Source organism: Phaeovulum vinaykumarii, from assembly GCF_900156695.1.
GTDB lineage: Bacteria > Pseudomonadota > Alphaproteobacteria > Rhodobacterales > Rhodobacteraceae > Bieblia_A > Bieblia_A vinaykumarii.
The window spans coordinates 17,121-36,571 of the sequence record NZ_FTOM01000013.1 but is presented as its reverse complement, the minus strand read 5'-3'; the positions used below and the strand labels follow the sequence as shown (position 1 = coordinate 36,571).

Annotated in this window: 23 protein-coding genes, 1 tRNA gene and 3 pseudogenes; 9 read left to right on the top strand and 18 right to left on the bottom strand. The window is 65.5% G+C overall.

Translation table 11 applies throughout. The features are described from left to right. Positions 1–17 precede the first annotated feature (17 nt). Positions 18–94: transfer RNA gene (locus BW949_RS15870), tRNA-Met, on the top strand. A gap of 247 nt (positions 95–341) precedes the next feature. Here BW949_RS15870 and BW949_RS16945 read toward each other — a convergent pair. From BW949_RS16945 to BW949_RS15855, 4 genes and pseudogenes are all read right to left on the bottom strand, one after another. Further along, entirely contained in the window at positions 342–656 is a 315-nt protein-coding gene (locus tag BW949_RS16945; protein ID WP_102017049.1) for a hypothetical protein, read from the bottom strand. Positions 657–979: 323 nt separating this feature from the next. Next, entirely contained in the window at positions 980–2,905 is a 1,926-nt protein-coding gene (locus BW949_RS15865; RefSeq protein WP_076367839.1) for a DUF2793 domain-containing protein, read from the bottom strand. A 21-nt stretch (positions 2,906–2,926) separates the two neighbouring features. Then, positions 2,927–6,892, bottom strand: coding sequence for a baseplate multidomain protein megatron (locus BW949_RS15860; RefSeq protein ID WP_076367838.1), 3,966 nt, complete (start codon positions 6,890–6,892; stop codon positions 2,927–2,929). A gap of 9 nt (positions 6,893–6,901) precedes the next feature. Next, positions 6,902–7,330: pseudogene (locus BW949_RS15855) on the bottom strand (NlpC/P60 family protein). A gap of 227 nt (positions 7,331–7,557) precedes the next feature. Between BW949_RS15855 and BW949_RS15845 the strand changes: the two are divergent. The 3 genes from BW949_RS15845 to BW949_RS16940 are packed head-to-tail and all read left to right on the top strand — an operon-like array spanning position 7,558 to position 9,372. After that, complete coding sequence (locus BW949_RS15845; protein ID WP_076367834.1) at positions 7,558–8,571, top strand: helix-turn-helix domain-containing protein; 1,014 nt, start codon at positions 7,558–7,560, stop codon at positions 8,569–8,571. Continuing rightward, a complete protein-coding gene (locus BW949_RS15840) occupies positions 8,564–8,857 on the top strand; it encodes a hypothetical protein (protein ID WP_076367832.1) in 294 nt (97 codons plus the stop codon). The genes BW949_RS15845 and BW949_RS15840 overlap by 8 nt, the downstream gene beginning before the upstream one ends. Then, positions 8,854–9,372: a hypothetical protein gene (locus tag BW949_RS16940; protein ID WP_143524467.1), complete on the top strand. Its 519-nt coding sequence runs from the start codon at positions 8,854–8,856 to the stop codon at positions 9,370–9,372. The genes BW949_RS15840 and BW949_RS16940 overlap by 4 nt, the downstream gene beginning before the upstream one ends. Positions 9,373–9,422: 50 nt before the next feature. On the opposite strand, the gene BW949_RS15835 is transcribed toward BW949_RS16940, so the two are convergent. Genes BW949_RS15835 through BW949_RS15810 form a run of 7 tightly spaced genes read right to left on the bottom strand, consistent with a single transcriptional unit; the run spans position 9,423 to position 14,669 of the window. Continuing rightward, positions 9,423–10,307, bottom strand: coding sequence for a DUF2163 domain-containing protein (locus tag BW949_RS15835; protein WP_076367830.1), 885 nt, complete (start codon positions 10,305–10,307; stop codon positions 9,423–9,425). Continuing rightward, the gene (locus tag BW949_RS15830; protein ID WP_076367828.1) at positions 10,304–10,540 is read right to left on the bottom strand and encodes a hypothetical protein; all 237 of its coding nucleotides are present in this window, start codon (positions 10,538–10,540) and stop codon (positions 10,304–10,306) included. Before BW949_RS15830 ends, BW949_RS15835 begins: the two co-directional genes overlap by 4 nt. 16 nt (positions 10,541–10,556) lie before the next feature. Beyond that, complete coding sequence (locus BW949_RS15825; protein WP_235816340.1) at positions 10,557–11,066, bottom strand: lysozyme; 510 nt, start codon at positions 11,064–11,066, stop codon at positions 10,557–10,559. Positions 11,067–11,120: 54 nt separating this feature from the next. After that, positions 11,121–11,252 (bottom strand): hypothetical protein, encoded by a 132-nt coding sequence (locus tag BW949_RS17620; RefSeq protein ID WP_268875859.1) that lies wholly within the window; start codon positions 11,250–11,252, stop codon positions 11,121–11,123. After that, a complete protein-coding gene (locus tag BW949_RS15820; protein WP_235816339.1) occupies positions 11,245–11,565 on the bottom strand; it encodes a hypothetical protein in 321 nt (106 codons plus the stop codon). The genes BW949_RS17620 and BW949_RS15820 overlap by 8 nt, the downstream gene beginning before the upstream one ends. A gap of 26 nt (positions 11,566–11,591) precedes the next feature. Further along, a complete protein-coding gene (locus BW949_RS15815; RefSeq protein WP_076367826.1) occupies positions 11,592–12,218 on the bottom strand; it encodes a DUF2460 domain-containing protein in 627 nt (208 codons plus the stop codon). 9 nt (positions 12,219–12,227) lie between these two features. Then, the gene (locus BW949_RS15810) at positions 12,228–14,669 is read right to left on the bottom strand and encodes a phage tail tape measure C-terminal domain-containing protein (protein WP_076367824.1); all 2,442 of its coding nucleotides are present in this window, start codon (positions 14,667–14,669) and stop codon (positions 12,228–12,230) included. A gap of 61 nt (positions 14,670–14,730) precedes the next feature. Here BW949_RS15810 and BW949_RS15805 point away from each other — a divergent pair, with 61 nt between their 5' ends. Together BW949_RS15805 and BW949_RS15800 are read left to right on the top strand one after the other, a co-directional pair. Then, positions 14,731–14,964: a type II toxin-antitoxin system RelE/ParE family toxin gene (locus BW949_RS15805; protein WP_200805151.1), complete on the top strand. Its 234-nt coding sequence runs from the start codon at positions 14,731–14,733 to the stop codon at positions 14,962–14,964. A gap of 103 nt (positions 14,965–15,067) precedes the next feature. Beyond that, positions 15,068–15,358: a helix-turn-helix domain-containing protein gene (locus tag BW949_RS15800; RefSeq protein WP_076367822.1), complete on the top strand. Its 291-nt coding sequence runs from the start codon at positions 15,068–15,070 to the stop codon at positions 15,356–15,358. Between the two features lie 14 nt (positions 15,359–15,372). Here BW949_RS15800 and BW949_RS15795 read toward each other — a convergent pair whose 3' ends face one another. The 5 genes and pseudogenes from BW949_RS15795 to BW949_RS15775 all read right to left on the bottom strand — a co-directional run bounded on the left by BW949_RS15795 (position 15,373) and on the right by BW949_RS15775 (position 17,323). After that, on the bottom strand, positions 15,373–15,561 hold the full coding sequence (locus BW949_RS15795; RefSeq protein ID WP_235816338.1) for a DUF7697 family protein: 189 nt from the start codon (positions 15,559–15,561) through the stop codon (positions 15,373–15,375). A gap of 41 nt (positions 15,562–15,602) precedes the next feature. Then, complete coding sequence (locus BW949_RS15790) at positions 15,603–16,040, bottom strand: hypothetical protein (RefSeq protein ID WP_076367820.1); 438 nt, start codon at positions 16,038–16,040, stop codon at positions 15,603–15,605. Between the two features lie 2 nt (positions 16,041–16,042). Next, positions 16,043–16,405 (bottom strand): annotated as a pseudogene (locus BW949_RS15785) (phage tail tube protein); the annotation flags it as partial. Further along, positions 16,336–16,839 (bottom strand): annotated as a pseudogene (locus BW949_RS15780) (phage terminase large subunit family protein); the annotation flags it as partial. The pseudogenes BW949_RS15785 and BW949_RS15780, both read right to left, overlap by 70 nt. Further along, positions 16,787–17,323 (bottom strand): hypothetical protein, encoded by a 537-nt coding sequence (locus BW949_RS15775; RefSeq protein WP_076367818.1) that lies wholly within the window; start codon positions 17,321–17,323, stop codon positions 16,787–16,789. The pseudogene BW949_RS15780 and the gene BW949_RS15775, both read right to left, overlap by 53 nt. Before the next feature lie 123 nt (positions 17,324–17,446). On the opposite strand from BW949_RS15775, the gene BW949_RS15770 reads away from it, so the two are divergent. From BW949_RS15770 to BW949_RS15760, 3 genes are all read left to right on the top strand, one after another. After that, positions 17,447–17,641 (top strand): DUF6900 domain-containing protein, encoded by a 195-nt coding sequence (locus BW949_RS15770; protein ID WP_076367816.1) that lies wholly within the window; start codon positions 17,447–17,449, stop codon positions 17,639–17,641. 14 nt (positions 17,642–17,655) lie between these two features. Then, positions 17,656–17,877, top strand: a complete 222-nt coding sequence (locus tag BW949_RS15765; RefSeq protein ID WP_076367814.1) for a hypothetical protein — start codon at positions 17,656–17,658, stop codon at positions 17,875–17,877. A gap of 95 nt (positions 17,878–17,972) precedes the next feature. Then, positions 17,973–18,530, top strand: a complete 558-nt coding sequence (locus BW949_RS15760; protein ID WP_076367812.1) for a DUF3489 domain-containing protein — start codon at positions 17,973–17,975, stop codon at positions 18,528–18,530. Here BW949_RS15760 and BW949_RS15755 read toward each other — a convergent pair. Beyond that, a complete protein-coding gene (locus tag BW949_RS15755) occupies positions 18,520–18,792 on the bottom strand; it encodes a hypothetical protein (RefSeq protein WP_076367810.1) in 273 nt (90 codons plus the stop codon). The two genes, BW949_RS15760 and BW949_RS15755, sit on opposite strands and share 11 nt — an antisense overlap. Positions 18,793–19,020: 228 nt before the next feature. Beyond that, positions 19,021–19,374: a RusA family crossover junction endodeoxyribonuclease gene (locus BW949_RS15750; protein ID WP_076367808.1), complete on the bottom strand. Its 354-nt coding sequence runs from the start codon at positions 19,372–19,374 to the stop codon at positions 19,021–19,023. Positions 19,375–19,451: the final 77 nt, after the last annotated feature.

The following is a 19,451-nucleotide window of genomic DNA, read 5'->3' as shown; positions in this document are numbered from 1 at the left end:
AATCCCAGACCAACCGGCGCGGGGTGGAGCAGCCCGGTAGCTCGTCAGGCTCATAACCTGAAGGTCGTAGGTTCAAATCCTACCCCCGCAACCAATATAATACAAGATATCAGATGGATAGAACCCGACGTAAACCGTCGGGTTTTTGGCGTTGTGCTCTACATCAACGCCACATCAACACCGCAACAGAAAAACCGCACCAGCATGCATAAGCGGGCAGGAACGGGTAATTGCAGGCGAATCTGGCTGAACGAGGCGCCTAGAATTCGACGCTAAGCCCAGAAACTCTGGTCAATGCTTGGACATCGTTTTGCGATCTCTGTGTATGCGGCGAGCCAACATTATGGAGCACTGCCTGGGTGCTCGTAACAAAAAATACTCGTGGGGAGCGAGCCCTCCGTCAGAGCCGAGACGAATTCATCCTTGGGAATCTTGGTCGCATATTTGCGCCACACGTTCGTCATTGGGGGAACACACCAAAGATGATCTTCATGAAAGTCCAGAAAAACAAGCTTAGCGCTATCTTCCCAGCGTCGAGTGATCTGAGGAACCCGCCAATTAATGGGATAGCCACCTTCGCCCTTGCGCAGTAGCTCGAGGTCCAACAGCGCCGCGATGTCGCGGATTGCCGTGTCCTGCGAGAGCTTGGCGATCAATCAAATCAGAGACATGCGTAATGTGAAGCTCATTTTAAGATGACCCTTTGACAATCCGGAACGCTCAGTATGCTGAAACTCGACACTGATCAGATGTTGCGGCCGGTTCTGGTGCAGTGACCTTGCCTTCGCCGGAGAGGAGGGTGCACATTTGTGCCCATTTCGGCGCGCGACAGCGGCGGTGGTCCTGTGTCAACGTATTCGGGCAGCGATTCCCTGCGGCTCCTTGAAACCGTGAACCAGCGAGGCGGGCCGGGGGCCGGTCGGTCGAGGCGTTGGCGCTTCCTGATCGGCGCTGTCCGGCCCGTCTCGCAAGACGGCCCTCAATAGTCCGTTTCCACATAAACCCCCGAGCAGTCGTAGGCGACGGCCGCGGCGGTGGCGCCGTTGTTGAGGTAGTTGCGCGGGCTCAGAAGTTGTGCCGACGCGGGCATGTCGGTGGTGATCGTGGCCTCGGCCGCCGTGCCGGAGACCTCTTCCACGACCCGGATCCCGACCTCGGTCCCGTTTGGCGCAGCCACGATGGTGAGGGTCAGGACGTTCGTCGTGCTTGCCACCGGAAAACCCGCGCCGGGATCGATCAAGGTCGGGGCGCCCGCGCCATCGTTGTGGACGATCTGCCAGTTGGCATGGGTGCCGCGCTCGAAGCCGATGCCCAGCGCGTTGACGACGGCCGAAAGCGTCAGGGTCGTGGACAGCGCGGCGACCGACCCGATCAGGCCGAAGAACCCCGTGCCGGTGGGTTGCAGGGTGACGAGCGAAAGCCGGTTCACATAGGTGAAGCCGCCGAGCCCATCCGCATTGCCGCGCCAGCAGACCCAGCCTGCCGAGCGTTCCTCGGCCGCAGCCCCGGCGGTGGCGGCCGACGTCATGCGCCAGCGCCGCATCGAGGTCGAGAGGTTGGTGGTGGCGAGCGTCGGCGTGGCGGCGGTGCCAACGGCGGTGCGGGGCATGCCGTTGGTGTTGATCGTCGTGCCGCTGGAAGGGGCCCATGTCGCGATGCGGTTCACCCCAAAATGCGGTTGCAGCGGGAAGAACCGCCCCGAGGGGCGCTGGACATCGAGCCATCCGGCCCCGGCGCGGTTGCGGGCATAAAGCGCAAGCTTGCCGGAAGGTGGCGGCGTGGGCACGGTATCGAGCGCGGGGAGCACGACGGGCTCTTGCATCTCGACTCGGCCGCTCGCGTGGTCGATCTTGATCGCATCATGAAAGGCGGAGCCGTCCGGGCTGACCTTGATGCTGAAATCGTCACTGCCGAGAAGGCCGATCAGCGCGCGGGCGGAGAAGCCGGTCTTGAAGGCGAAGGAGGCGTCATTGGCGGGTGCGGCCTTGTTGACGGTCGCCTCGATCCCTGCGCCTGCATCGTTCAGCAGCACGGCCGGGGTGTTGACCGAGAGCCGGTTGTAGCTGTCCGCCGTCGCACCGCCGAGGCCCATAAGCTGCGCGGTGAGGTTTGCTTGCGGCATGCCGACTTGCGTGACGGCATTGGCGAAAGTGACCGTCGGCGTGTTGACGACGGTCGTGCCGCCAGCACCTGCCGTGGCCGAGCCGATGTTGACGACCGTGGTCGATCCAGATGCACCTCCGGTCCCGAGGTTCACGGTCTTGGTGACGCCCGTGGTCGTCGCCCCGGTGCCCATCCCATAGGTGGCGGTCGTGGTCGCCGTGCCGATGCTGGCGGAAGCTGCTAAGACAGTGACCGTGCCCGAGGCAGTCAGCGTGCCCGAAAACGTCTTGTTGCCGGTGAAGGTCTGGGTACCCGCCAGGATCGCGAGTTCCGAGGAGGTGTTCGGCAGGGTGAAGCTGCGCGTGGTGCCAGTCGTGATCCCCGCCAGCGAGAAGGTGGCCTTCTTCGTGGGATCGGCATCGTTCACGAGGCTGAACACCGCGTCCGACACGTCGCGCGGCTCGCCCACGATCTCCCAGGCGCTGCCGGTCCATACGAGGAACACCCCCTCGGCCGCCACCCAGACGAGCCAGCCAGTGCGCGGCACCAGCCGGATCCACGCGCCGTCGACCCAGAAGGCGATGTTCAGATCCCACCCGGCCCAGAGGCCTGTTGCGCCCGAGGCCACCAGATGGCGGTTGCCGTCGGCCGGGCTGGCCGGGGGCGCAGTGCGCGTGCGGTCGAGGACCGAGAGCTGCACTATCGCATCGAGCAGGCGTAGCGCCTCGTTGTGAGTGACATGTTTCTGTGCCTGCGCCGCCAGAAGATACGGCAGGCCCAGATGGGTCGTGGCGTCGGACATTTGGGTTCCCGTGGGTTGGGATCAGAATTGCAGCGTGACCGCGGCAGGCGTGCCGCGGCCGAGGCGGTTCGAAAGCTGGAAGATGCGGAGCGCCAGCGTCTGGCCAGGCCCGAGCAGCGCACCCCAATCGGCGGTCTGCTGGGCGGCGGTGTAGAGGATGGAGGTCGTGTTGCTGGTCAGCGTGCGCTTGATCGCATCGCCGTCGAGGATCTGGACGTCGTAGCTTTCCAGGTCCTCGGCCAGCGGCACCTCGACCTGCTCCCAGGCATCCGCGACCAGCGCGCGGGATCGCCTTGTCCAGCGGATGGTCAGATCGCCGGGGCTGCGGGCCGTCCGCCAGGGCTGTTCGACATCGGCTGGGGCGAAGGGGACAAGGCCCCGGCCGGTCGGGGTGAAGCCCAGCGCGGCATAGCTCGCGTCGCCGACGGAGCGAGCGGCCGGGCCCACGCGCCAGTTCCATGGTAGTCCGAGGTCGCCCTCGGCGATGGGCAGCGAGGCCAGCGTCGAATCCAGCAACACGACCCTCGCACCGGCCTGGGCCGGATTGCCCATCGCATACTCCGTCCCTCGCTGACCGCGCAGGAGGCGGGTCAGGCGATAGCGGCCCGGGGCGATCAGTTCGGCCGCGCCTGCTTGGACGATTTCCCAGGCCCCAGCCGCGGGCTCGACGGCTAACGCATTGGCCCCGCTGAAGAGGGCCACGTCGGTCACGCTTTCCAGCGTTCCGGATAGAAGATCGACCACCAGCGCATTGCCCAGATCGAAGCGGGAGGTCGGCCCCGGAAAGAAATCGAAAGCCAGCGTCCCGATCCGGGCCCGACTGCCGAAGGTGGTCAGGAGGTTGAACCCATCAGTGGACGCGCTGCGGAACACCGCAATCTCACCTGGCCAGAGGCTGGCATAGGCGGCGATCAGGGGGCGATGGGCGGGCTGGTCCTCGGAAATCTGCGGCAGGTCCAGCATCACCACCTCCGGCGTGCCGAAGACGACGGGGCTGGCGAGCGACGCGGGCCGGGGATCGCCGGGCGGCAGGTCGTAGCCGGCCCGGTCCTGGCGCACCGCCTCGATCCCGCGTGCTTCCGCGTCGGCGATGGACACCAGGCGAAACTCGACCTCCCGGCCGTTATGCGCGAGTCGGATCACATCGGCTGGGTCCATCGCCAACCGCGAGGGCGGCAGGCGAAAGGTGGCGCTTTCCCGGCCGATCCAGGCTTCCATCAGCGCACGGCGGCAGCGGCGTTCTGCTTCCTCGGGCGGGATCGCGATCGGGAAGGACTCGGACGCGATGCGGGTGGTGTCGACGGTGATGCGCCGGGCCTCGACCTGCGCCGCGTCGTAATCTTCGTCGGCGCGCGCGACCTGCCACTTCTGGGCTTGCGGCAGTTCGGTCTCCTGGCCCCGGGTCAGTTCGAACGTTTCGCCTTCCCGGCTGGCCGCCAGATCATCCACCGTCAGGGTGAGGCTGGATGCCCGCCCGCGCATCACGAAACGGATCACGCCCTCCGTCTCGATGGCGTCGAAGCCGAAATGTCGGGCCGGCGTCGAAATCGATGCGCGGGGGGACTCAATGGCCCCGATCACATAGCCCTCGACCGCGCCCCAGAGACCCGAGACGTCGATCAACGCCTCATCGAGCCCAGCGCGCAGGCAGAGGTGGCGCACGAGGGCGGCGACCGAGACCGCGCCGAGCCGTCCGGTCAGCCAGTGCCCGAGCCGCCAGTTCGCGCCATCGGTCCAGACGCCGGTCAGTTCGGGAAAGAACGGATAGGGCCGCGCGTCCCAGGTCCAGGCGGCGCATTCGGGAACATGGACCATCCGGCCACTGTAGATCGCCGACACCGGATTGTTCTCCGGGGTTCCCCACCAGAGGTAGCTGGCTTCGAGATAGGCGCGCTGGATCGCGTCATCGCGCCAGCCGCGGGAAAAATGCGGCGTGGCGCTCTCGGATGACTTCGGGTCGAAGAACACGTTCGGCTGGTTCGTACCTCGGTCGATGGCGGGGCAGCCGAGTTCAGTGAACCAGATCGGCTTCGATTGCGGCGCCCATGCCGTGGGCGGGCCGCTCTCGACCCCTCCCGGGCGGTTGACATGCGTGTTCGACCACCAGGCGTGCAGATCCTTGAAGCGGAAGACCCACGGCTTGCCCGCGGCTCCATCGGTGATCGGGGTCCGAACTTGCGCCGACCGGTCGGCGGCCGAGGCATAGAACCAGTCGAAACCCTCGCCACCGGCGATGTTCGCTTGCAGATAGCCGCGGTCATAGATCGCGGGCCAACCTTGGAGGGCATCGGCATGGTCAAACCCATCGCGCCAGTCGGAAAGCGGCATGTAATTGTCGATGCCGATGAAATCGATGTTGGCATCAGACCAGAGCGGATCGAGGTGAAAATAGACGTCCCCCGTGCCATCTTCCGGCTGGTGGCCGAAATACTCCGACCAGTCGGCGGCATAGCCGATCTTCGTGCCCGCCCCGAGGATGGACCGCACGTCCGCCGCCAGCGCCTTGAACGCCGTCACGGCCGGATAGGCACTGGCGCTGGACCGTATCGTCGTCAGGCCCCGCATCTCGGTGCCAATCAGGAAGGCATCGACCCCGCCTGCGACGGCGCAGAGATGGGCGTAATGCAGCACCATGCGGCGGAGGCCCCAATCGCTCGGCGCGTCGGTGAAGGTGATGGTGTCGCCAGACGGCGAGAACTGCGCCGGGGTGGCTGTGCCAAAGAAGCTTGAGACCTGCGTGGACGCGGCGGCGGTCTTGTCCACGGTTCCCGCGGAACCTGCGGCCGGTGAGCAGGCGATCCGTCCGCGCCAGGGGCAGCTCGGCTGGCCGAGCGTCGCGGCGTTGTCGGAATGGGGATCGGGCAGCGTGTTGCCGGGCGGAACGTCCATCAGCAGGAACGGGTAGAACGTGACCCGCAGCCCGCGGGCCTTCATCTCTCGGATCGCCTCAACCACCGCGAAATCCGCAGGCGTGCCGCAATAGACCGGCCGATCTTCTGCGTCGCGGCTGACCAGATGGGCCGAAGCGCGGGAGACCCCATTGACCGTCCAGACTTTGGGGCTGGTCGTCTTGCTCGCCACCTCGACGCCGGGCTTTATCGCGCAATCGCCCGCGCGCAGGTCATTGCCGAACCAGGCGACGACGAGGCTGACGCTTTCGACCACAGGCGCCAGAGCCTGCAGTCGGTCGAGCGCCACCACCATGTCGGCGGTGTCGGAAACCGCGTTCAGGTTCTCGGCCACTTGCGCCCCGGTCTCGCCCTTGCGGATCGCCTCGGTCGCATAGGTGAACTCGCCCGAGGCCGGGATCATCGTCACCGCGTTGATCAACCCCTCGGCGGTGTCCGGGTCGGCCAATGGCCGGAACACCTCGAAGCTGAGCTGCGGCAGGCGGTTGCCGAAGCTGGCAAGCGGCAGCTCCTCGAAGACGACGTAAGCCGTGCCGCGATAGGCGGGGGTGTTGGTCGCGCCCATCTTGGCCGAGATGAACGGATCGGCGGCCTGCGCCTCGTTGCCGGGATACCAGCGCCAAGTCACGCCGGTCATGTCCATCACCTTGCCGTCGGCCCAGACGCGGCCAATGCCGGTGATCGGCCCTTCGCACAGCGCCAAGGCGAAGCTGGCGTAATAGAGATACTCCGTGGTCTTGACCTTGCCGCCCCCGCCGCCCTTGCCGCCGCCTTGGGTCGTTGTCTTGGTCTCCTCCCGGAAATCGGTGGCCCAGAGGATGTTGCCGCCGATCCGCATCCGCCCGTAGAGGCGGGGGATCACGGCGCCTTCGGTCGAGGAGGTGATGCGCAGCGTGTCGAGCCGTTGGCCATCGATCCGTTGCGCAGGCGCGAGCGACGACACGATCCAGCTGTCGACGACCGAGCCCACGGTCGAACCGACAAAGCCGCCGATGACGGCGCCGGAAAGGCCAAGGATGGTGCCGCCGAAAGCCCCGCCGATGGCGGAGCCGACGGCGCCGAGGACAAGCGTTGCCATTTGGGGTTCTCAGCGTGCCGGGAACAGGAAAGCGAAAGCGATGCGCCGCCGCCATGTCGGTGTCAGCGGTTCCTCGATCACGCCGAGGCGTTCATAGGCGTGAAGGAAGGTGTCCGGGCCCGTAAGAATGCCGACATGCTTGGCGATGGCGCGGGGCCTCATGCGGAACAGCACCAGCGCGCCGGGCGGGGCATTGGAGGGGGCGATCTCCGGCATCATCGCCCGCGCACCCTCGGCCAGCGCCTCGTGCGGGCCCATCTCGCCCCAATCGCGGCTGTAGGGCGGGATCGGGAAGGGTGCCGGCCCGACGACCTCGCGCCAGACGCCGCGCGCGAGGCCGAGGCAATCGCAGCCCACGCCCTTGAGGCTCGCCTAGTCGTGGTAGGGCGTGCCGAGCCAAGAGCGCGCCACGGCAATGACGCGGGCCGGGTCTGTCACCTTCGATTCGTTCGAGGGTTCGGCGGCATGATGCCAGGAAGTATCACGGGCATTTACTCGTACATCCAGTGGCCGCGAATTTGGCATCAAGAGTATCCCTTCAGTCTCGTACGCGCCGAAGTGGTGAGCGGCATGTTTTTCATTAATTGGTATCACGGGCTAAAGATGATCCTATATTGTTGCGAAATGAAGGATCATGTTTACAGCATGACCTAGGAGGCTACCAAATGACCACGATGATCCATCCCGCCGCGCTCAAGTACTACCGGGACGAAAAACGCTGGACGCAGGAGCAGCTCGCCGACGCGACCAAAGGCAAGAACCGAGTCAGTCTGCCGACGATCAAGCGGATCGAAAGAACCAAGAGTGCCTTCCATCGCGCCGAAGATCGCGTCGCGGAAGGTTTGGCGAAGGCTCTCGGTGTCACGGCAGATGCTCTCTCGAAGCCGCCTAACAACCAGGCAGAACGAGAGGCATCGCTCAAGCAGTTTGGCTATCGGCCGTTGCGCACCATGGTGGATGCAGAGACCGCCTTAGCCTTCAACATGGTTCAGCAGATCTACGGCATTCCCGTTCATTCGCAAATTGTGATGGCGCCGCTGTTTGCTGCGCTTCTGGCCGAGGGCAGCCTTTCCTGGCGCCGGGAGCGGGTTGCTGAGATCGAGGAAGCGGCAGACAGGCTGATGTCGCTTGGCGGTGGCCATTTTGCTTTCGCGAATTCCGCTTACCTAGCGCAAGAAGGCGCTGATCAGGAGCGGAGATGCATCGAAAAGCGTGATCTGTTTGGCAGGGATATCCCCGACGGCGTGTATGACTTCGGATACGACCCTTCGCGCAACAATCCCTTTGCGGATTTCCTCAAGCATTTTGCGAGCAAGGTTGGAGCGGAAACGGTCTCTTTCGACGGCCTCTGGTCAACCTCCAGCTGGAAAACCAGTGAGGGCATGCCCGAGTATCGGATCGGATCTGAAATGATCAGCGATCTGACGGGAGACGATCCTGATGCCGAGTACGCCCTCTTGCGAGGGTATGCCAAGGTCAAGGATATCCCGACCGACTTGCTTGGGGAGGACCATTTGGATGATCGGATCTCTTGGATTGTCGGTCGAATTCCGGAGGCTGAACTTGAAAAACGCAGGTCGGAACGTGCGGCACGTCTTTCCCTTACCGATGATCTCGATTTGGACAGCTTGTTGGCGATGCTCGGGACGGACGATGCAAAGGAGAATGACGATGAATGACCTCCGGTTCACGTCTCATGCCGAGGCAAGGATGCGGCAGCGCGGCTATCGTGATGCGGACATTGGCTTCGTCCTCAGTGTCGCGACCCGTGTGTCGGAGGATGCGTTCTTTCTCAGTGACAAGGACGCCGCCCGCGAGATTGAGCGCCGTCGCCATGAAATTCAGGCGCTTGAGCGTCTGCGTGGCACCAAGGTCATCCTCGAGGGTGAAAGCTGCATCACGATCTACCACGCCGGCAGGAAGGCCGCTCGGGCCCACAGCAGAAAAAGCGGGAGATTGTCATGAGCAACAAATGCCATGCCAATGAGGTCGTCGTCTCCCTACCCATTACTTTTGTTGAGGCAATCTTGTCGGTGCGATCCTCGTTTGATCAAGGTGTTGCCTCTGCCCTCGCGAAAAGCCTCGTTGACGCTCGAACACTGAATGAGCAGCATTTGCCCCAGCCGGTGCCAAGCGTCGCGGTCCCCGACCGCGGCAAGTATGCCGCGGAGTTTCTCGGGGTCCGTTTCGCGGCCGCTACGCTTGCGGATGTGTTTTGCACGGTGGTGGACATGATGGCGGAGGTAGCCCCGGAGGCCCTGGTCTCGCTTTCCGAAATCCGCACTCCTGGACGGCGGTTCGTTGCGAAAGATCCACATCAGATCCATCCTCACAGCCCACATCTGCCAGTGCTTCGGAGCGTTTCCGGCTGGTGGCTCAGCAAGAATATAAGCCAAGGGCAACTGAAACTGGCCCTTCGCAAGACCTGTGAGGTGTCGCGTTTGACTTTTGGAAAAGACATCAAGTTCCCCTTGCGATAGTTCGATGGCCGGACATCGGGATGACGCTTGTTTCTAGGCCGACGCGTTTATCACAGCACCGCCCCCTCATGGCCGCCGTCCTTCGTCGCGTAGCGCAGAACGGCGTCCTGGCCGGGGATATGCGGAAAGCCCCGGAAGTTCGCGACATTGGCGAACTTCGCCCGGCAGGTCGCAAAGCTCTTGTCGCAGCCCGCGCGGATCGTGAAGGCTTCACCCTCGCTGATGGCCCGCACCGGCGCTTCGAGCAGGGTCAGGACAGCCACGCCATCGAGGAGGACATGCGAGAGCACTTCGGCCTGCCGCCCGGCATTGGCGCCGCTCGTCCATTGGATCCGTCCATAGGAAAACCAGCCTGCAGCATAGGCTTGCAGCCCCTCCATCGTGAAGGCGCGATCACGCCGCAGCGCGACCACCGTGCCGGTGCCGGTGTAGATCGGCGCCTCGGCATTGATGCCGCAGCGCGTATCGCCCAGCGCCGCGTCGCAATTCGCCTGAAACGTGCGCCCGACGGTCTGGCCAAGGACATGGGCGAGCGAGCGCACCTCGGCGATGAAGGCGAGCCGCCCGCGCCGGATCTGCCCGATGGCGCCGCGCCGCAACAGTGCGCGCTGCGCCGGGGCCGACCAGTTCACCCGCCAGACCTCGACCGTGGCATTGTCCCAGTGGCCATCGAGAATGTCGGTCTCGGTGATCCGGTCGGAGGTCAGCACGCCTTGGGCATCCTGCGCATCGACGGAAAGGTCAGAGCCGGATCGCACCTCGGAGGCGGTCAGACCGCTTTCGGGCTCGAAGTCGGTGCCGTCGAAGCTGAGGCTGCGGTCGTGATCGGTGAAGCCGAAACTTACGCCGTCAGCGCGGGTGATGCGCCAGCACCAGGCAAGCGTCGTCGTGCCCTCGTCGAGGTGGGCCTGAAGGTCTGGCGGGAGGGACTTCATTTGTCCTGCCCGGCAAAGCCGCGCTCGATGCGGTCGCGCAGGCCGATGAGGCCGAGACCGAGGCTGATGATCAGCGTCATCGGTGCGGCGTCGCCCGAGCCCGAGAGCAGCGCGACGAGGCGGGCCAGCGCGGCGAGTTGCCCCTGATCGGGCAGGAGGAGGGCGCCGGTGCCGGTGGTGAGGGCAAGGCACCCGGCCCACCAGGTCAGGGATTTGGGGCGAAGGTAACGCATCGAAAGTCTCCTTGGGTCAGAGAGGGGAAAGCAGGGCGAGGGCTTCGACCTCGCTCAGCCGCCGCAGCGGGCGGGCGAAATCCACCCTTCCGTTGCGATCGACCGACCAGACGGTGAGCGGGCCGGTGGGATAGTGGCCGTCGCGGAAGAGATCGCGCTCGGCCTCGCGCCGGGGCCGGATTGCGGCGGGGCGCAGCCAGCCCATGAACGCCTCGGTCGCGGCGCGGCGATTGCCCGCGTTCAGGTGGCGCGTCAGGGACGCCTTGGCGATGCCCCCGGTGTTGTAGTGAAAGCTGACCAGCGCATCGAACTCGTGCGGGGCAAGCGGCCCCTTCACGGCGCGCAGCACGGCTGCCTCGTAGCTTGCGATGTCAGCGCGAAAGAGCCGAAACGCCTCGCGGATCGCGGCGGAGACATCCGTGGGCAGGCCGCGCGGCATCTTCGCGGGATCAGGCGGCCCCGCCGCCGCGGTGTGGCCGATACCGAAGGTCCAGATCTTGCGCAGATCGAGATAGGGCCCGGGCACGATGCCTTCGTGCCGGGCGAGGGCCAGAAGCCCCGGTTGGTCATGTGCATGGGATCACCCGAGTGTGGAGAGGATGAAAATCAGCGCCGCGACGATCACGCCGATGCGCAGGCGATGGCGGAACGCTTTGACTGGATTGGCAGAATCGCAGCGGATCGTGCGCGCGAGGCGGATGAGCTCATGCATCGGGGTTGCCTCCTTTCTTCGCGTGCAGCCGGGCGAGGGCGACCTCGATGAAGGCCGGGCCGAAGACGCCGACGAGATAGGCGGCCGAGCCTGCCGCGCCCCCGGCCGCGATCGCCTCGGGCGGCAGGGCAAGCCATGTGGTGATGAGCGCCATCGAGAGGTTTCCCGTGCCCGCGGCTATTAGCCCGCCGAGAAGCACATGGCGCAGCGCATCGCGCAGGCGCATCTTTGTGGTCAGCGCATTGGTGGCGCCGCCGAGCGCGCCCCAGGCGGCGAGGATCACCGCCGTCGAGGTGAGCAGATCGCGCAGCACTGCGCCGACAAAACTTGTGTCGTCATTTATGGCCGGATCTCCGTGAGGGGGATAGAGGGGATCGAGCCGAGCCGTTCGAGATCGAGGGTGATGTCGAGCGTGTCGGTGTCGAAACGGACGGGGACGTCGAAGTCGAACCCCGCGCTGAGGGCGACGTCTGCGGCGGGCGCGGTGGTGAAGGTGACAAGGCCGGTCGTGGGCGAGACCGACCAGCCGGAGGCTTGCGGCACCCCGTTCATGGCGATGGTGACGGTCCCGGCGACGGGCTTGGTGATTCCTCGCGTCCAGCTCTGCGCGCCGGAGCTGTAGCGCTTCGTCAGTTGAAACTGCGTCGTGCTGCCATCGCCGGTGCCGATCTCCTGATCGGTCGGGCCTAGGAGTTGCGAGGGCAGGCAGGATTTGAAATCGGCCCAATCCTTGAAGCGGAAGCCATAAAGACGGCCGTTGCGCGCTTCGAAAACCGCCACGACCGCCGCCAGATCATCGGCGCGGCGGATGCCGTAGCCGACGTCATAGCGGCGGCGGGAATTGGCCCAGCTGGCATTGCGCTCCTCGGCGCCCGAGGCCAGTTCGACGATCTGGGTGCGCCGCTCCGGGCCGCCTCGCGCCCCGCGGCTGATCGCATCGGGGAAACGGATCTCGTGAAAGGCCATGGTTGATCCTCACATGCCGCGGCGCCCAAGCGAGACCGCCCGGGCGATATCGGCGGCGACTTGGGTGCGCGATTGCCGGAAGCTCTCCGCGTCGCGCGCCATGATCGTGACGTTGACGGTTGGTGCGGCGGCGCTGCCGGTCGCCGCCGCCTCGCGCTTCGAGAGCACCCGCTCGCCGCGCTGCAAGATCGCGGGCACTTCGTCGGGACGCAGACCGGCCCAGCCGCCGGAATGCATGCGGGGGGCACCCGCGAAGGCCAGCGCCGGAACCATGCGTTCGGGGCCCGCGGCGCCGACCGTGCCGCCCGCGTGCAGGATGTTGGCGAAGATCCCGCCCGCACCGCCCAGCGCACCGGCAAGCACATTGGCGAGCGGCCCCAGAACAAAGCGCCGTGCCGCGAGTTTGGCGAGATCGGCGATCATCGAGGTGACCAGATCGCGGAAATCGAGCTTGCCGGTCTTCACGAAGCTGGCCACGGCCTCTTCGGCCGAGGAAAAGGCGCCGACGAGCGCAGTGCCGATATCGCTGCCGATGTCGCGCGCCTTGGCGGCATAATCGGTAAGCGCATCACTCGCGGCACGCCAGAGCGGCACCGCGCGCTCCGCAGCATCTTCGGCGGCAGCGCCTGCCGCGCGCGCGGCGCCACCTGCCCCCCGCGCGGCCTCGGCGGTCTCGTCGAGACCGGAGGCCAGATCGTCCGCCGCGCCCGTTGCGCTGGTCAGAGCCGTTTCCGCATCGGTGCCGGTGCGCGCCACCGCATCCTTCAGCGCTTGCCAGGAGGCAAGCGGGCGCCCGCCCGCGTCAGAAAGCATGCCCGAGGCTTCGCGATAGGCCTCGGCGCGGGCGCGGGCCTCATCGGCCATGGTACCAAGGCCGAGATCGGGCGGTGCGATGTAACTCCGCCCAAGCGCCGCCGAAAACGCATCGGCCGCCGCCGTCCCCGCAGCAGAGGCCGCGCCTTCGAACGGATTGCCGATGCGCCCCAATTCTATGGGATCGAGCGTGCCGATCTTCACCCCGCCTTCGCCCACGGCCCAATCGGGCAGAAGGTCCAGGGCGGCATTCAGCGCGGTGATGAAGCGGTTGATGCGGGTGACGACGCCGTTCAGCATCGCCTCGACCCCCGAGATCAGCCCGTTCGCCGCCTGAAACGCAAAATCACCGATCGCCCCCGGCAGCTTGCCCCAGATCGCCACCGCCGCGTCATAGGCGCCTTGAAACACTGCCGCCGTGCGGTCGCCAAAGCTCACGACGCCTGCGATGGTGCCTTCAAGTGCCGAGAGTGCGTCGGCCTTCAGCCCCAGCCAGCCCGCCGCCATCCGGGCGAGCGCCGCATCGAGCGCGAGGCCTATGCGCGACCAGACCTCGCGCGCGAGATCGGCAAGCAGCCGGAACGCCTCGCCCACGCCCCCAACCCGGGCCGCAAATTCGGAGACCTGATAAACAAGCTCGCCCACGCCGACGATCAGCGCCCCGATGCCGGTGCGAATGAGCGCGCCGCGCAGGACGACGAGTGCCGTGGCAAGGCCGCGCACGGAAAGCGCTGCCGCGGCAAGTCCGGCGACCCAGCGAGCCCCCATGAAGGCGGCGAAGGTCGCGGCATAGGTGGTGAGCCGCCCGAGGTTCTCGAAGACGAGGCTGATCGCGCGTCCGAGCGGGCCGCTCGCGCGCGCCACATCAGCCAGTGCATTGGCCGCCGCCTCGAGCGCGGGGGCGACCGCAACGGTGAGGCGGTTGGTGAGGCCGGTCCAGATCAGGCTCAGCCGCGCGATCGCGTCACCGGTGCGCTCGATCTGCGCCGAGTCCGCAGCGCTCACCGCCACCCCGAAATCTTGCACATCCTTGGCTGCATCGCGCAGCGTGGCCGCGTCGATGCGCAGGAAGGCGAGCGCGGCGCGGTCGCCAAAGAGGTCCGAAGCCACGGCCGCGCGCTCGGCCTCGGGCACGAAACGGTTGAGCGCGTCCTGAATGGCGATGATGCGCTGATCGAGCGGCAGCGCCTGCAAACCGGCTGCTGTCAGGTGCAGCTTCTCGAGCGCGCCGACCGCCGTGCCTGACCCGCTCGCGGCCTCGGAAAGCCGCGTCGTGAGCTTCTTCGTTGCCTGCTCGATCTCGCCCATCGAGACCCCGGCAAGCTCGCCCGCCCATGTCAGCACTTGCACGCTCTCGGTCGTGGTCTGCATCGACTGCGCGAGTTTTGCCTGCGCATCGACATTGGCAAGCCCCGCGCGCACCATCGCCACACCCGCCGCCGCGGCGGCCACGGTCACCGCCGCGAGCGCCACCCCCGCTTTGCGCGCGAAGCCCGCGAGTCGCGTGTTGGCAAGCTCCATCTCGGAGGAGAGCCGCCCGAAGCCGCGCGCCCCGGCCGCGCCGATCCCTTCCAGCTCGGCGCGCACCTGCCGCCCGCCCTCCGCCACAAGGCGGACAGACACGCGTTTCTCTGCCATCGTGAGGCTCCTTGCGATAATGCGTCATTGACTTATGCGCCAATGGCGCACATATTGCGCCATGGCCATCGTGACAGTCGTCGAAACCCCGGAATTCGAGCGTCGTGCCCGCAGCCTCATGTCGGAGGCGGAGCGGCTCGAAGTGATCGACTTTGTTGCCCGCAATCCGATAACCGGCGTTGCGATTGGCGGCGGGGTGCGGAAATTCCGCTTCGCCCGCCCCGGCGGTGGCAAGAGCGGCGGCTATCGCGTGATCCATTTTTACAGCCCGATGACGGGACGCCGATTTTCCTGATCACCGTCTTTGCCAAGAACGAGAAGGCAAACCTGACGGCTTCGGAAACGGCCATCGTGCGCGAACTAGGGGCTGCGCTGGCGGCGAGTTACAGGAGGACAAGATGACCGAGGCATTTGCGAGCATCGAACAGGGCTTGAAGGAGGCACTTGCGCAGGCCCGCGGCGAAGGGCGGGGACGGGTGCACGAGATCGACCTGCCCGAGCCCGATGTGCAATCGATCCGGTCGCGCACGGGGCTGTCGCAAACCGATTTCGCGCGCAGCATCGGGGTGAAGAAGGGCACGCTCCTGAACTGGGAGCAGCGCCGCCGCAGCCCGGAAGGCCCGGCGCGGGTGTTGCTGGCGCTCATCGACAAGGATCCCGACATCGTCCAGCGGACGCTGGCGCCCTGAAACCCGCGGGGGGTTCAGGTGCCCGCCTGCGGGACGATCTGTTCATTGAGCCTGCGCACCATCACCGCCTCGATCTCGGGCAGGGTTTCGGCGGCGATGAGCCTGTTGACGCCCAGCGCCTCGGCGAGGGCGAGTGCCGCGCCCATGTCCCAGCCGATCACCGCGCCGGGGACGAGCCGCAGCTGCCCGCCAAGGCGTTGCACCAGATCCCAGATCTGTGCGCCCTCGACCGTCTGCGGCTGGTTCAGTCTTGCGGGGCACTCGGGGCAGGGGCCTTCGCAGGCCGCGCAATAGCCTTCGCCGCCGCCGAAGGACCAGTCGGCGAGGGCGCGCAGGCGTTTTTTTCGGCATCCAGCATCAGGCCGCGCGCGACGTAGCGGGTCTGAAACGCCTCGAACACCGGCCAGATGTCGAGAAGCGCGTCGATGCCCTCGGGCGTCACCGCCGTCGGGGCGCATGCCTCGTCGGCCACGCCTTCCCAGTCGAGAATGGCCAGACGCGCGACGGCCTTGGCCATGGCAAGCGCCAGTTCCTCCTGCGTGGCACCCTCGGGCAGTGCGGCAAGGCCCGGATCGGCGCGCGCCGCCACCATCAGAGCGGTCGTGAGCGGCGCAAGCTTCAGCTGCAGGCCCGGGGCAAGGTCCAGCCATTCGGGCTGGTTCGAGAGGTTCAGACGGATCATGGTCAGTATCCGGTGACGGTGTTGACGAGGGTGGCGGTGCACATGCGCGCGGGGCTGGTGGCCTTTGCGGCCTGCCAGTCGAAGCTCGCCTGAATGCCCTGCGGGCCGGGGATCTCGATGCGGGGCCGCGGCAAATAGACGGCATGGGCGGTGAAGGTGAAGCTCGCGTTGGCGCCAAGGCTCCAGGCGAATTCGAGCTCGCAAGGCGTGCCGTCGATGGCTTTGGTCACCAGCGTGCTGTCGGCAAAGCGCACCTCGATCTTGCCGGTCAGCGCCGCCATGCCGGGATCCGCGCCCTCGATCTTGCCGTCGTTGCGGATCGTCTCGATCCGGTCGAGGCCGTTGGCATATCCGCGATCAGTGGATCAAGACGGCCCCGCGAGGACCTCTTCGCCATCTCGACCGTCGGCAGCACCGCCAGCATCGGCCCCGGCGCGTGGTGGATGACGAAGCCGATCCAGTTGTTGCCCGCTTCCGTGGCGCCCACCTGCGCCGCCTTCATGAAGCTGATGCGCTGCGCCGGATGGCCGGGCGAGAGCGCATCCATGATGGCGCGCAGATAGGGCGTGCGTGCGGTGCGATACCGCCCCGGTTCAGCCGAGGCGCGCGAGCCGAGCCAGCGATGCGCATCCGCCCATTCCGACACCGTCAGGTTCGGATCGGGGCGCAGCCCCTGCCGCCAGACCCGGAGCAGATCCTCGGCGCCGTCGAAGCCGAGGTCGAGACCCTCTGTCAGGTCGTTATCATCATCCGAGCGAGACCCGAAGATCGGCGAGGGCGTCGAGCTGCTCTCTGACATGGGCTTCCAGCACCCTCTGCAGGATCGCGGTCTCGATCGTCACCGATGCCCCGGATTGCCGTTCCACCTCCGCCATGATCTGCGCTGCCATCAGCGCGGCAACCCGTCCGGGCCAGGTCACCCAGACATCCCGTTCCTGCCGCGCCAGGCGGAAGACGAGGGTCTCTGCCCGCGCCCGATCGACCAGCGCGCCCTTTTTCTTCTGCACGGCCAGCTGGCGCTCCTGCGCCGCGTAAACCGTCAGCGCCGTGCGCGCCTTGATATACGAAGTCGTGTCGCCGGGGCCGCTGGCCAGCCCTTCGCCACCAAGCGACCGGCGCTGCTGGTCGGGGTCCGTCATCTCCGCCCGCCGCACATCCGAGGCCGCGGCATTGATCGACCCGTCGTCATAAACCACCAGCCGCCCGTTCTTGCGCGCCTTCTGCACCCCGCCGCGCGAAAGGCCGGAATGGGCCGCATACTCGCGTTCGCTCATGCCTTTCATGGTGCGGGCTTCCGGATCAAGTCGTTGAATATAAACGGGAATGGAGGGCGGTTTTCGTTGATTATACTTTTCGCAAGAGCGACTTTGAGATCAGGAACTCACCCCCGGATCGGAGACCAGACCATGACCACAACCGCCAAACCCACCTCCACCGCGCCCGAGGCGCTGATGCTCGACATCGCGAAGCGCCACTTCTTCGTCGAGACGCTGGACACCCGGAACAGCGACGGGCTGGATTTCCACGAGGTCGCCGTCTGGGCGATGCGCACCGCCCTTGAAGAAGCCTATGCTGCGGGCCTCGCTGAAGCCCGCCGCTGAAGGAGGGCCGCGCGATGACCAGCCGCCGCCATGACGACAAAGCCCTCGACGCCTTCATCGCCGCCAAGGCCGAGATCGACACCATGTTGGCGCGCCTTCAGATCCTGAGCGCCGACCACTTCGAGACCCACCCCGACGAGATCCATTGGGGGCACGTCGGGACGCTGAAGCACTATGCGGGCCTGCTGCGCCAGATCACCGACAGCGCCTTCAAGGAAGGCGAACACGCCGCCTGACGTGCTCACACGGCGCGACGGCTGCCCCGTCCGAGGACGGGACTTGCCTCCGTAGAAGCCGCGCACAGCGCGCGCCCACAGCCACGGAGGCCCCGATGACCACCCCGTCCGACACCCAATCCCTGATCCTCTCCCGCGCCGCGACCCGGCCGGGCAACCTTGCCTTGCCGCTGCCGGATGGGCTGGTCGGCGCCGCCGCCAAGATGGTCGTCGGCAAGATGATCGCCCGCGGCTGGCTCGACGAGGTCGAGGCCAAACTGCGGCGCGGCGAGCCGATGTGGCGCGAAACCGGCGACGGCCACGGCACCACGCTGATCGCCACCGAGGCCGGGCTGGAAGCCATCGGGATCGAGCCGATGGTGGCCAACGCCGTCGCCAATGTGCGGAAGGCGAAGCCGAAGCCGGAACCGGCGTCCGACAACGCCAACACCGCGAAACCCGTCGTCATTCGCGCTGGCACCAAGCAGGCGCGGATCATCGCCATGCTCCAGCGGCCTGAGGGGGCATCCATCGCCGAGATCGTCGCGGCTACCGGATGGTTGGCACATACGGTCAGGGGTTCGATCTCGGGAGCGCTTAAGAAGAAACTCGGCCTTCCCATTACAGCCGAGAAGGTCGAGGGAAGAGGGACGGTGTATGGCGTCAGGACTTAGCCCCTTTAGAGCGGTACAGCCGCTCCCAGATCTTGAGGCTCTCGTCCTTCTTCGATTTGAACTCCACTAGTGCTGCATGAACCGACTTCATCCGAGAATCGCCCTTTTCTGTAAGCTCGGCGATTCTGGCTCGCCAATCCTTCAGGGCGATTAGGTCGAAATCGCTTTCAACACGTGACTTGTGAAAGCCGCGCGCGCCAGTGGCGTGGTATCTCGCTTCGCGATAAGCCTTGATTCTGTTGAAGCCAGCGTCGCGGAGCATTGCGCGAAGCCTCCGGGAAAAGTCTGTCATCGCTTCTAGAATTAGCGGGCCAGAGATTTCCAAAATATCATCGAGTGGCTTTGCCTCCCCTGCATCCCATGTGTGATTGCTGAGTGGGTACCAGAGACCATCAGGCATTTCGTACAGACAAACATCGCGCAGCAGAAATTCGTCAGGGTGACCTCTCACTTCGACTTCAAACCATTCATGCTCATCGTAAATGTCGATTCATGAAATATGTAGACTTTGAATTTGACAGTCGTCTATCAGGATTCCGTGCTTGCCTTTGATGCAATCGAGAATGCACTTGGCAAAATTATCAACGTCAGCAGTTTGATCAGTCTCGCGGATCCTTTGCTCGTCGATGTGAAGGGTTATCTCAACCTTTACTTCGTCCGTGAAGTAATAGGAGCATCCGATTTCGTTCTGAACCTTTTCGCAAAACTCCTTGCGGCGGGCTCCGTTTGCGGTGTGTGGAACGGGCGAAAAATTGAACTTGTGCCGCCATTCTCCAAAAAAAGGATTTATCCCCTTGCTTGCTCCAATGCTCTCGGTGTGAAACGGTTCCTCGGGTGCTTCCAATCTTCAGTTCCTCTGATAGGCAAAACCACTTTTCTGCCCCCAAGGCTATCATGCCGGAGATTGTGGCCGCAACGTCA